General features: G+C 65.3%; 10 protein-coding genes. 7 read left to right on the plus strand and 3 right to left on the minus strand.

Annotated features, from left to right (window positions below; all coding sequences use genetic code 11):
* A complete protein-coding gene (locus tag A9976_RS07145) occupies positions 1–876 on the plus strand; it encodes an SMI1/KNR4 family protein (protein ID WP_183018423.1) in 876 nt (291 codons plus the stop codon).
* A 142-nt stretch (positions 877–1,018) separates the two neighbouring features.
* On the opposite strand, the gene A9976_RS07150 is transcribed toward A9976_RS07145, so the two are convergent.
* From A9976_RS07150 to A9976_RS07160, 3 genes are all read right to left on the minus strand, one after another.
* Positions 1,019–1,789: an IclR family transcriptional regulator gene (locus A9976_RS07150; protein ID WP_065347416.1), complete on the minus strand. Its 771-nt coding sequence runs from the start codon at positions 1,787–1,789 to the stop codon at positions 1,019–1,021.
* A 97-nt stretch (positions 1,790–1,886) separates the two neighbouring features.
* Complete coding sequence (locus tag A9976_RS07155; protein ID WP_310889374.1) at positions 1,887–3,539, minus strand: FAD/NAD(P)-binding protein; 1,653 nt, start codon at positions 3,537–3,539, stop codon at positions 1,887–1,889.
* A complete protein-coding gene (locus A9976_RS07160; RefSeq protein ID WP_183018425.1) occupies positions 3,445–4,410 on the minus strand; it encodes a tripartite tricarboxylate transporter substrate binding protein in 966 nt (321 codons plus the stop codon). The genes A9976_RS07155 and A9976_RS07160 overlap by 95 nt, the downstream gene beginning before the upstream one ends.
* A gap of 213 nt (positions 4,411–4,623) precedes the next feature.
* Between A9976_RS07160 and A9976_RS07165 the strand changes: the two genes are divergently transcribed.
* The 6 genes from A9976_RS07165 to A9976_RS07190 all read left to right on the plus strand — a co-directional run bounded on the left by A9976_RS07165 (position 4,624) and on the right by A9976_RS07190 (position 11,244).
* Complete coding sequence (locus tag A9976_RS07165) at positions 4,624–5,790, plus strand: CaiB/BaiF CoA-transferase family protein (protein WP_183018426.1); 1,167 nt, start codon at positions 4,624–4,626, stop codon at positions 5,788–5,790.
* The gene (locus A9976_RS07170; RefSeq protein ID WP_183018427.1) at positions 5,787–6,506 is read left to right on the plus strand and encodes an enoyl-CoA hydratase/isomerase family protein; all 720 of its coding nucleotides are present in this window, start codon (positions 5,787–5,789) and stop codon (positions 6,504–6,506) included. Before A9976_RS07165 ends, A9976_RS07170 begins: the two co-directional genes overlap by 4 nt.
* 27 nt (positions 6,507–6,533) lie before the next feature.
* Complete coding sequence (locus A9976_RS07175) at positions 6,534–7,373, plus strand: CoA transferase subunit A (protein WP_065347412.1); 840 nt, start codon at positions 6,534–6,536, stop codon at positions 7,371–7,373.
* On the plus strand, positions 7,370–8,104 hold the full coding sequence (locus tag A9976_RS07180) for a CoA-transferase subunit beta (protein ID WP_183018428.1): 735 nt from the start codon (positions 7,370–7,372) through the stop codon (positions 8,102–8,104). The genes A9976_RS07175 and A9976_RS07180 overlap by 4 nt, the downstream gene beginning before the upstream one ends.
* A gap of 23 nt (positions 8,105–8,127) precedes the next feature.
* A complete protein-coding gene (locus A9976_RS07185) occupies positions 8,128–9,621 on the plus strand; it encodes a class I adenylate-forming enzyme family protein (RefSeq protein WP_183018429.1) in 1,494 nt (497 codons plus the stop codon).
* A 474-nt stretch (positions 9,622–10,095) separates the two neighbouring features.
* Positions 10,096–11,244, plus strand: coding sequence for a YhcG family protein (locus tag A9976_RS07190; protein ID WP_183018430.1), 1,149 nt, complete (start codon positions 10,096–10,098; stop codon positions 11,242–11,244).
* Positions 11,245–11,439 lie beyond the last annotated feature (195 nt).

The raw sequence follows: 11,439 nt of genomic DNA on the forward strand, positions 1-11,439 counted from the left end.
ATGACCACCTACGCCAACCTCTCCACCCAGACCGGCATTGCGCTGCCGCCGCTGTTGAATGACCTTTTGGCATCGGGAAAGACCGTCTACGGTCCGGGTTGGGCCGCCACCTGGCGCCAGCGCTGTCTGCAGGACCCGCCCTTGTTCATGAGTTGGCAGGACTTCGAATGGATAGACGCCGAAGCCAGCCGGGAAATCATCGAGGGCTGGCTTCATCCTGGCGCACAGAACGGCCGGAGCTTTCTGCCATTCGCCGAGTCGGGCGCCGGCGATGCCTGGTGCCTGACGCCGCTGGACGCGCATGGCGTGGGCGTGGCGCTGGTGCTGCACGATGACGAGGCCAGCAGTGTTTCGCACGCCTGCTTCGATGACTTTGTCTGTGCGGGATTTCTGCAGGTCTTTGCGGACCTGAGCGATCAACTGGATGACTTCTCGCAGCCGGAGGCTTTGCAACTGTTGCAGGCCGATGTCGCGCAGGCCGCGCGCTTCATGACGCAGGAGTTGGGTGGCTATCTGCAGGATTTCTGCCGGCGTCCCTTGGAGATCAGGCCTTGGCGCGACGGGCCCCGGGCGCGGGTTCGCCAGGTGGCTTCATTGATTTCACAGGATGAACTGGCGGCCGAACTGGACCGGCTGCCTGCCGTGGACCTTTCCTTTCCCGTCGTGGCGCGCTGGGAGGTGCGTTCGGTGGAGGAGGGAGACGCGCGGCATGGCCCTGCGCCAGAGCCCGCAAAGATCGACTGGCGCACCCTTGCCGCCGATCCCCTGCAGAAGATGGCGGCCATCAGGGCCTGCCAGAGCGAGCATGGCTGCAGCCTGGGACAGGCCAAGGCCATGGTGGACCAGTACATCGGAAGCTTGGACCGCCCTGCGTGAACGCGGGCAACCCGGCCCCTGCAACCCACCATAATCACCCATCCCGCCAACCGACCGCCCCGACCTCGAGCGTGAACTGGGATGCAGGGATGATCAAACGGCCAAGCCTCCAGGCCACGGGTCAGTGGATCTATGAGTCCGTTCAGACCGATTCGCCGAAATACCCGCGCGTATACCCCAGGGCCTTCGAGAGTTGCGCGGCGGCGTCGATGACGCGCGGCGCCATCTCCTTCATGCGGGCCACGCTCAGGCGGTCCAGCGGTCCCGAAATGCCGATGGCGGCCACGGGACGCTCGAAGGCGTCGTACACGGCTGCGGCCAGGCCGCCTACGCCTTCGCGCCATTCCCCGCGATTGACCGCATATCCGACGCGAAGCGCCTTGGCGCATTCGGCCTTCAGAAGCTCCTTGCTCACGATCGTGTTTGGCGTGAACCTCGGCAAAGGGTCAGGTAGCCGGTCAAGGTACTGCGCGGGCTGCGCCGCCAGCAGGGCCTTGCCCGTGGCCACGGCATAGGCGGGGGCGCGGCCCCCGATCATCGAGTAGGCGCGTATGGGCTGGACGCTGTCTATCTTGTCCACGTAGATGACATCCTGCCCTTCAAGCACCGACAGATGGACTGTCTCCGCGCTTTCCTCGGCCAGTACCGCCATGAAAGAGGGGGCGATCTTGCGCAGGTCGAGCTGTCCCAGCTGGCGCACGCCCAGTGCATACATCTTGGTCGTGCTGCGAAAGCCCCCGCCTGCCGGGTCGCGCTCCACGTATCCGGCGTGGATGAGGGTCTGCAGTGTCCTGTGCGCATTGCTTCGGGTGAGGCCCACGCGGGCCGCCACGTCGTCGATGACGCGTGCCTCGCCCTGCATCTCTGCAATGGCCTCCAGCACTGCCAGGCCCTTGAGTAGCGTTTTGTCCATGCAATGAATCCCAAATGTTGGGATGAGCTTAGCACGCATGGCGTCGCTCATGGCCCGGACAGCATCTTTGCGAGCCCGCTCGCGCCGTGCTCGGGGATCAGATGGGGCAGGTGCGCTCGGCCCGAGTTTCCGATGCGCACAACTCCTGGACCAGTCGGCCGGCCACTCCCCGTGCGAGCCGTGCGTTGACATCCATGGAGTTGGTCCAGAAGTAGGTTCCTGCCGCCATGGTTCCCAGCACGCTGATGTCCGCATTGATGCTGCCGTCGGACCGCATCAGATTTCCGGTCGCGAAATCCACGCACAAGCCGCCGAAGCGGTGAGGGCAGGCCTCGCCCCGGTCCAGCAGGTTGCGCAGCAATGGCAGGTCCGAGTGCCTGGCGTCCGCGGAAAAGCTCGTGGCATTGATGACCACGTCCGCTTGCAGCTCGGCCCTGTCCCGGGCCTGGATGCGGAACCGGTGGTGCTGGCCGGGGACCGGGGCTACAGACTGCAGGCCCGGCATCACCTGCAGGCGCCCCGCACGAAGCAGTGCCTGCAGCCTGCGTGCATTCTCGATGGGGAAGGTCACGCGGCGAGCCATCCAGATGCTGCGCAGCGTGGCGTCGAAGCGCTCGCGCCCGGCTTCGTCGAGCTGCTGCCAGATGGCGTCCACGACGGCGTTGAGCGCATTGCCCAGCGACTGCCATTGCCGTGGGCGCGATGAGGACAGCGTGATTTCCTCTTGCAGATAGTCCGTGGCAGGGGGCGGTGCAGCCTGCAGGTCCAGGACCTCGTCGAACGCTATGCCCTGGTGCGCCAGTTCGTCTGCGAGCAGACCCATTGCCTGTCGCAGTGTCAGGCGGTGGCCTTGGGCGACCCCTTCGGCAAGGGTGGCCACAAGGCGCGGACTCAGTGTGACGGGGCGGTTCTTCAGGCCCCTGACCGACGGAAGCCTGCCATTGCGGGACATGCAGTACATCGGCCCAGTGTGGCCGACATCGGCAAGCGCCACCACGGCGTCGATGGCGCTCAGGCTCGTGCCCAGCACGCACACCGTCGCATCGCGGGGGATGCCGCAGGCCAGCGCCCGGACCGGGTACGGGCTGTCGAAGTAGCCGGCGTGGCCGTGCAGGTCTTTGAACGCGGCCGAGCCCAGGTTGCCGATCGCGAGGATCACCCGTTGTGCAAGATGCTCCGCCTGCTGTGTCACGAGCCGGTAGCCGGCCGGCGGGTCCGCCCTGACATCGTGCACGGCCTCCCGGACGTGGCGGATGTCCACGCCCAACGTGGCCCCGGTGGCACAGGTTTCGCGGTACACATCCTCCAGATAGCGGCCGAAAAGGGGGCGAGGCAGAAACGAGTCGTGCGTGATCTGCTCGCCCTGGAAATGGGTGATTGCCTGGCGGTGGAGCCAGCGCAGAAAGTGTTGCCGGTCATCTTCGGCGACGGACATGCTGCCGGCCGTGACGTTCAGAAGATTGGTGGGTGCGTCGTCGGCATAGGCCGCTCCACGGCCGACGGCAGGGGCCGGCTCGAAGACCAGCACCTGCAGCCGAGGGAGGGCGCTTTGTGCCTGCACTCGCGCACGCACCAGATGGAACAGGAAGGATGTGGCCACGGAGCCACCTCCCACGACGGCAATTCGCATGCTTTGCATGAGGGTGCCGTTGCGTTCACTGCACCTGGGCAGTCTTTTGAACCTGGCCCCACTTGGCCAGCTCGGCCTCGATGAGCCGGGTGGTGTGTTCGGGACTGCTTGCGTAGGCATCGGCGCCCTGCTTTTGCAGCGTCTGGCGTACTTCGCGCATCTTTGCGATCTCCTGCATGGCCTTCGAGAGCTGGCCCACGATGGCCGGTGGTGTGGCCTTGGGCGCGAGCAGCCCGTAGTAGGTCGTGACTTCGAAATCCGGGAAGCCCGATTCCTTGAGCGTGGGCACGTCGGGCAGCATGTCGCTGCGCCTGGCGCTGGTCACGGCCAGGATGCGCAGCTTGCCACTGCCGATCTGCGAGGCCAGTGCCGGCAGCGTCTCGAAGACCAGGTCGATCTGGCCACCCAGCAGATCGGCGACAGCGGGCGCGCTTCCCTTGTAGGGGATGTGCACCAGTTTCATGCCGGCCGTCTGCTGGAAGTACTCCCCCGTCATGTGCTGGGTGGAACCATTGCCCGCGGAACCATAGGTCAGGCCTTTGCCGCCGGCCTTGCCGAGCTTGACCAGCTCGGCCACGGAATGGGCGGGCAGATCGCTGCGCACCGCGATGGCCAGAGGCACCGAGCTGCCCATGGAGATGCCGGTGAATGCCGTCATCAGGTCGTAGGGAGGCTTTTGCGTGGGGATGACCGCGTGGATGGCCAGGCTGCCAATCGCTCCGAATAGCAGGCTGTAGCCGTCGCCGGCACTGTTGGCCACAGCCGTGGCGCCGATCTCGCCTCCGGCGCCTGCACGGTTTTCGATGACGAAGGGCTGGCCCAGCCATTGACCCAGGTACTGCGCATAGACGCGTGCCGTGATGTCGGTCGCGCCGCCGGGCGGGTAGGGCGTGACGACGCGCACGGGCTTTGCCGGCCATTGCTGTGCGAGCAGCGGACCCGAGCAGGCCATGCCTGCGAGGCCTGCCAGGATTTGGCGTCTTTGGATCATCTTTTGTCTCCTTCTGCCCTTGGGGCCGGTGGGTTTCCGATCGCTGCCGATCTGAAGTCGGCTTTTTCTTGTAATCCTAAAAATTAGGATTGATATCTCATAATTTGTTGACATCATGGGCGCCGCTGGTAGGATTTGTCAACGCGGCAACACCTTGGAGATATCCCCGACCAGCCGCGCATGCGGACCACGCCCATCGTTTCTGGAGACAACATGAGCCATCAACTGCCGCTGGACGGCATCAAAGTGATCGAGATCTGCAACGTGGCGGCCGGGCCTTTTTGCGGAATGCTTCTGGCGGACCTGGGGGCCGAGCTGATCAAGGTGGAGAACCCGCAAGGCGGTGACACCCTGCGCAGCTGGCCTCCCATCAGTGACGGTTACAGCGAGAACTTCGCCTCGCTCAATCGCAACAAGAAGTCGGTCACCCTCAACCTCAAGGAGGCCGGCGATGTGCAACTGCTGCGTGAGCTGGTCCGGGGTGCCGATGTGCTCATCGAGAACAATCGCCCCGGTGTCATGGACCGCCTGGGGCTGGGCTACAAAGACCTGCAGGCCCTGAACCGGCGCCTGGTCTACTGCTCCATCTCGGCCTACGGACAGTCGGGGCCGCGGTCCGGGGAAGGCGGGTTCGATCTCACCGTCCAGGCCATGAGCGGCATCATGAGCATCACCGGGGAGGAGGGCGGCGCGCCAGTGAAATGCGGCGTGCCGCTGGCCGACTTCTCCGCCGGCCTGTATGCCGCGTTCTCCATTGCGGCTGCATTGCGCGCGGCGCAGGCAAGCGGACAGGGCGTGCACCTGGATGTGCCGATGCTGGGCGCCACGCTGGGTATCGCGGCGCTACAGACATCGGAGTACTTCGGCAGCGGTCGTGACCCGCGCGCGCTGGGCTCGGCCCATCCCCGCAACGCGCCGTACCGCGTATTTCGCTCCTGCGACGGCTACTTCGGCATGGCCGCCGGCAACAACGCGCTGTGGCGTTCGGTCTGCGAGGTGGTCGGCAAGATGGAGCTGCTGGACGACGCCCGTTTCCTGACGCCGCCGCTGCGTGCCCAGCACCAGGATGCACTGCTGGAGATCCTCGAAGAGGTGTTCGTGGGCGCCGACACGGCCACCTGGCTGCAGCGCTTTCGCGACGCAGGGGTTCCGTGCGCTCCCATCAACCGGTACTCGGATGTGCTCGCCGACCCGCAGGTCGAACACATGCAGTGGGTGCAGCCGCTGGAGCTGCCCAACGGCGTGAAGACCAGGACCTTTGTTTCGCCCGTCCGCTTCGACGACCGCACGCTGGCGGTGCGGCTGCGGCCGCCTTCTCTGGGCGAGCACAACGAGCAGGTGCTGGGTCCGCTGCGCGATGGCGCAAAGGAGACGGTATGAGCGGCGTCCTGGATATCCAGGTCAACGGCCACCGCTGGACTTTCACCCTCAACCGCCCCGACAAGCTCAATGCCCTCAACGCGGAGCTGGTCGACGCACTACTGGAGGGGGTACGGCATGCCCATGCCCAGGGGGCTCGCCTGCTGGTCCTGCGCGGCGCTGGAAAGAGCCTGTGCGCCGGCTTCGATCTGTCCGACCTGGAGGCACAGAGCGAAGGCGATCTGGTCCTGCGCTTCATCCGCATCGAACAGCTGCTCCAGGCGCTTGCAACGTCGCCGGCATACACCGTTGCCCTGGCGCATGGCAAGGTGTACGGGGCGGGTGTCGACCTGTTCGCCGCATGCCGCCGGCGTATTGCCAGTGAGCAGGGCATGTTCCGCATGCCCGGCCTGAAGTTCGGCCTGGTGCTCGGAACCCGGCGCTTCGCCGACCTGGTGGGAACGCAGAAGGCCTTGGACATCCTCGGCGCAAGCCGGTCGTTTTCCACGGACGAGGCCGTGCAGATGGGATTCGTCCAGCAGGTCCTGGCCCAGGAGGATTGGCCGGGCGTGGTGCAGGAATGCGAAGCGCTGGTCGTTGAACTCGAGGACGAGGCCCGGGCCTCGCTGTATCGCGCGCTCGATACGGTACAGGCGGATGCCGACCTGGCGCATCTGGTGCGTTCCGCCGCGCGGCCAGGGTTGAAAGACCGGCTGCGCAAGTATCTGGGCCAGTAGTGGAGCAATTTTCAAAAGGACCAACCCATGCCTTCTGGATTCGTCGGAAAAAACAAATGTGTTCCCCTGCAGGAACTCGTCTCGCGCGTGCCGGATGGGGCTTCCCTGGCCATCGGCGGGAGCTTTCTTCACCGTGGCCCGTTCGCCTTCGTGCGCGAACTGATCCGCCAGGGCAGGACCGGCCTTGAAATCATCAAGCAGTCGCCCGGCTACGACATCGACATTCTTTGCCGGGCCGGGGCCGTCAGAAAGGTGCGGGCCGGCATCGTCGCGATGGAGGGCAACTTCGGCCTGGCGCCCTGGTACCGCCGGGCCGTCGAGCGCCAGGAAGTCGTTCTCGAAGAGCATGCCTGCGCGAGCCTGACCGCCGGGCTGCGCGCGGCGGCGTACGGCATCCCCTTTCAGCCGTGCGCGGGCTTGCACGGAAGCGACCTGCCCGCCTTGAACGGCTGGGTGAGCCTGCCGGACCCGTACTCGGATCGCGCACCGGTGTACGCCATCCCGGCCATCGAGCCGGACTATGCGGTGCTGCTTGCCTCGGAGATCGACCGGCAGGGGAACGTGCGCATTGCGGGCACGCCGCATTGGGACCGGATCATGAGCCGTGCCTCACGCAGTGTGCTGGTGGTGGCGGAAAAGCTGGTGGACACGCAGGTATTCCAGGACAACCCGGAGTCCACCGTCGTGCCGTATTTCATGGTCGAAGCCTTCTCCGTCGTCCCCGGCGGCGCCTGGCCAGGCTCATGCTGGCCCAGCTATCCGATCGACTACCCCGCAGTCGAAAGCTATCTGGCCGAGGGCGACGAAGCTCTGGCCGCGCACTTGGCGAAAGCACCCGAGGCAGCAACACAGGAGAAGGCACGATGAGCGCGAACTGGTCCGGTTTTTCATACATCGCCATCAACCTGGCCCGGTTCATCCGGCCCGGCGAGATCACGTTCAGCGGCGTCAATTCGACACTGCCCATGCTGGCCTGCCTGCTGGCCAAAAAGACGCTGGATGAGGACTTCATCTACATCAACGTCGCGGGCGGCGTGGACCCCGAGCCGTCCAGCGTCCCGCTGTCGAGCTCGGACCCCGTGCTCGCGCAGCGCAGCGCGTCCATCTTCGCCAACGAGGACTTCTACGACCTGTGCTGCCGCGGGCGCATGGATTTGACGTTTCTTGGCGCGGCGCAGATCGACGGCGAGGGGTGCGCCAACAACTCGGCGATCGGCGACTGGCACAGGCCCAAGGTGCGCCTTCCCGGTGGAGGCGGCGGCGCCGTCATGCTTCCCACCGCCTTGCGCGCGTGCACTTGGCGTACCGAGCATTCGACGCGCACCCTGGTGAACAAGCTCGACTTTCGCACCTCGTGGGGAGGCTTTCATGGAGTGGTCACTCCGATCGCGACCTTCATCAAGCGCGACGGACGCCTGGCGCTGGATTCATGGCACCCGCAGGCATCCCTCGAAGAAGTGCGCGAGCGCACGGGTTTCGAGTTTGACGCCAGCACGGCGCATCCCACCGACCTGCCAACGCAGCGCGAGCTCCAGGCCCTGGCCTCGCTGGACCCAGACGGGCAGTTCGAGCGCGATGCACGCGTGAGCCTGCGCTGAGCCGCACCGGACAGGAGCTGCCAATGACCGACGAATTCGAATCCCTGGTCGCGGCCTTTCATCGCCGCTGGCAGTCGCCAGGGTGGGCCGCAAGGCCGGCCCTGGTGGCGCAGGGCGGTGTCCTGAGCTACGGAGCCCTCGCGCAGCGGGTGGGCGTGCTGGCCGGTGGCCTGCGGGCTGCCGGGATACGCGAGGGCGACCGCGTGGCCATTGCCGTGCCGCGGTCGCTGGACCTGGCCTGCGCACTGCTTGCGACCCTGGTGGCCGGCGCCTGTCCCTGCGTGCTGGAGCCCGGGCTTGGCGCCGAGGAGACCGCAAGGCGTTTTGCGGCGACGGCCATGACCTGGCTGGTGCATGACCGGAGCCACCATGACGACCCCTGTCTGGCGGCCGTTGCGCAGGTACGGCGCATTGCATTGGAAAGCCTTGCTCCCGATGCGCGGCCGTACTGGGCTTGCACATCGGGTCCCCGGGACTGTGCCTACCTGCTGTTCACTTCCGGCAGCAGCGGCAAGCCCAAGGGCGTGCTGCAAAGCCACCTCGGGCTGCGCGTCAACGCGGACGGCATCGTCCGGCACACGGGGCTCGGCCCGCAGGACCGGCTGCTGCACACCATGCCGCTGCACCACACCAATGGCGTCAACAACCAATTGCTGGCCCCACTGCTGGCGGGCTCGGCCGTCGTGCTGGCGGAGCGCTTCAAGGCGCAGGACATGCCGGCGCTGATGGAGCAGCATCGGCCCACCGTGATCACGGGAGTGCCGACCATGTACTCGCGCATGCTCGCGTTCGAGTTTCCGCCAGCCTCGCTGGCCGCCTTGCGCATGGCGCGCTGCGGCTCGGCCCCCATCACCGAGGAGCTGCACAGGCGGGTCGAGGAAAAGTTGGGCGTGCCCCTGGTCGTGTCGTACGGGCTCTCCGAAGCGACCTGCACCTCCACGATGAATCCTCCGCTCGCGCGCAGGGTGGGCTCCGTGGGCACGGTGCTGCCGGGACAGCGGGTCTTTCTTGCCAGGCCGGGCGGTGCCGAGATCGAAGATCCCCTGCAAGAAGGAGAAATCTGCATCAGCGGACCCACCCTCATGCTGGGCTATCTCGAGGAGGGGACCGCAGGCGCGCCCGCCGCCCCCGGGCCGGCACTGCGCACCGGAGACCTGGGGCGCTTCGATGCCCAGGGGTATCTGTACATCACGGGCCGCATCAAGGACGTGATCATCCGCGGCGGCGAGAACCTGTCTCCCAACCTCATCGAAGGTGTGCTTGCGAAAGTGCCGGGCGTACGCGCCTGCTGTGTCGTGGGCCGGCCCGATGCCGACCTGGGCGAGGTTCCGTGCGCCTTCGTCGTGAGAACCGGCGACGAAACGGGACGTGCACTCACGGAACAGCACCTGGCCGCTGCGGTGCTGGGCGAGCTCTCGCGGATGCATGCACCCGTCGCTTACCACTACGTTGACGCCCTTCCGGAAAATTCCGTAGGGAAGGTGGACAGGAAGATCCTCAAGGCCGCGCTGGCCTGAGTGGCCGGGTGAGCAGGGCGGGCAGCGCGACAGCTGGCCGCAGCGGTGGCAACCCACCATAGTCACCCATCCCGCCAACAGACTGCCCTCACCTTCGTGCCCCACCCCACCAGCCCTGCAGCCCCTCCCATCCGTGCCGAACTCTTCTGCGGGAATGCAAGGCAGATGTCCCGCAGGGTGCCTGGACATTGAGCTTCCGATCGTGCCGGATCGCTCTGCAGAGGCACAGGCTGTTTCGGAGCGAGCGCCGTAAGATGACCCGTGGTCACCCCGGCAGGGTGAAAAGACAGGCCCGAGCAAGGTAACGCCAGCAAGAAAGGAATCACGTCCTATGGATAAGCAGGCGCTTGGCGAACGCGATATCTGTACCAAGCTCATCACGCAGGCTATGGAAAAGGCTGGATGTGACGCCCGGACCGAGGTGCGCGAAGAATTCCCTCCGGACGCACTCAGGGCCACCAGCGGGGGCGAAGTATGACTACCCACCTGCCCGCCGACTATCCGGCGCTGCTGGCCGATATCAAGCAGCGTGTCCGCCATGCCCAGACGCGGGCCATGCTGGCGGTCAATGCCGAATTGATCCGCCTGTATTGGGATATCGGGGCACTGATCGACCAGCGCCAGAAACGGGAAGGTTGGGGTGCCGCAGTCATCCCTCGGCTGGCCAAGGATCTGCACAACGAACTGCCGGAGGAAAAAGGTTTTTCCGAGCGCAACATCAAGCGAATGCTGGCTTTTTATCGCGAGTATCCCTCTCTGGCTGCCACAGCCGGGAGCACAGAGAAAGTGCCACAGGCCGTGGCACAACTTGCCCCCAGCGAAAAAGTGCCACAGGCTGTGGCACAAAGCCGCCAGACACCGGGGGTGGCGGCAGATGGCGCACAGGTGTTTGCTGCTGATGTTCTGCTGTCCCTGCCGTGGGGCCACCATGCCGAGCTGATCGCCAAGGTCAAGGGGCCGGGCGCACGCCATTGGTACATGTGCGCAGCCATCGAAAACGGATGGAGCCGAAGTGTCCTGCTGATGCAGATCGAAACAGCCGCGCACCTGCGACAAGGCAGAGCTGCCAGCAACTTCGCCTTGCGCCTGCCTCCGCCGGATTCCGATCTGGTACTGCAAACGCTCAAGGACCCTTACCTGTTCGACTTCCTGACGCTGGAATCAGGTTTCCATGAGCGTGAGTTGGAAACCGGTCTGATCACCCATCTGGAAAAATTTCTCCTGGAGCTGGGCCAGGGCTTCGCCTTTGTGGGGCGCCAATATCACCTGGACCTTGCCGGAGACGATTTCTACATAGACCTGCTGTTCTACCATCTCAAGCTGCGTTGTTACGAGGTCATCGACCTCAAGCGGGGCGATTTCAAGCCTGAATACGCGGGCAAGATGAACTTCTACTGCAACGTTGTGGACGACAGGTTGCGACACGCAACCGACCAACCCACCATCGGTTTGATCCTGTGCCAGAAACCCAATCACGTGCTGGCCGAGTATGCGCTGCGCGGCGTGGACAAGCCCATCGGCGTTTCCGGTTTCGAGCTCACCCGTGCCTTGCCGGAAACCCTGCAAAGCAGCCTGCCCAGCATCGAACAGATCGAGCGCGAGCTGGGCGGCGGGCATGAATGAGCACACCGTCGAACTGCTGGAAAAGTACCTGCGACAGCTCGAACGCCGCGGGTAGTCATGCGATAGAAAAACCCGCCAGCGCTCAACAGGTTGAATTTGACCGTCTGATGGCCCGTGGCGGTCTGCTGTGCCGGGCTCGAAGCTGCCCCTGCAACCCACCATAATCACCCATCCCGCCAACCGACCGCCCCCACC

Origin of the sequence: Delftia sp. UME58, from assembly GCF_014170385.1 — a bacterium.
Lineage (GTDB): Bacteria > Pseudomonadota > Gammaproteobacteria > Burkholderiales > Burkholderiaceae_C > Comamonas > Comamonas acidovorans.

Bases quoted from the DNA above. Each gene is read 5' to 3' on its own strand.
- A9976_RS07145 (WP_183018423.1), top strand. From the start codon at position 1: ATGACCACCTACGCCAACCTCTCCACCCAGACCGGCATTGCGCTGCCG.
- A9976_RS07150 (WP_065347416.1), bottom strand. From the start codon at position 1,789: ATGGACAAAACGCTACTCAAGGGCCTGGCAGTGCTGGAGGCCATTGCA.
- A9976_RS07155 (WP_310889374.1), bottom strand. From the start codon at position 3,539: ATGCCTACGCAAGCAGTCCCGAACACACCACCCGGCTCATCGAGGCCG.
- A9976_RS07160 (WP_183018425.1), bottom strand. From the start codon at position 4,410: ATGATCCAAAGACGCCAAATCCTGGCAGGCCTCGCAGGCATGGCCTGC.
- A9976_RS07165 (WP_183018426.1), top strand. From the start codon at position 4,624: ATGAGCCATCAACTGCCGCTGGACGGCATCAAAGTGATCGAGATCTGC.
- A9976_RS07170 (WP_183018427.1), top strand. From the start codon at position 5,787: ATGAGCGGCGTCCTGGATATCCAGGTCAACGGCCACCGCTGGACTTTC.
- A9976_RS07175 (WP_065347412.1), top strand. From the start codon at position 6,534: ATGCCTTCTGGATTCGTCGGAAAAAACAAATGTGTTCCCCTGCAGGAA.
- A9976_RS07180 (WP_183018428.1), top strand. From the start codon at position 7,370: ATGAGCGCGAACTGGTCCGGTTTTTCATACATCGCCATCAACCTGGCC.
- A9976_RS07185 (WP_183018429.1), top strand. From the start codon at position 8,128: ATGACCGACGAATTCGAATCCCTGGTCGCGGCCTTTCATCGCCGCTGG.
- A9976_RS07190 (WP_183018430.1), top strand. From the start codon at position 10,096: ATGACTACCCACCTGCCCGCCGACTATCCGGCGCTGCTGGCCGATATC.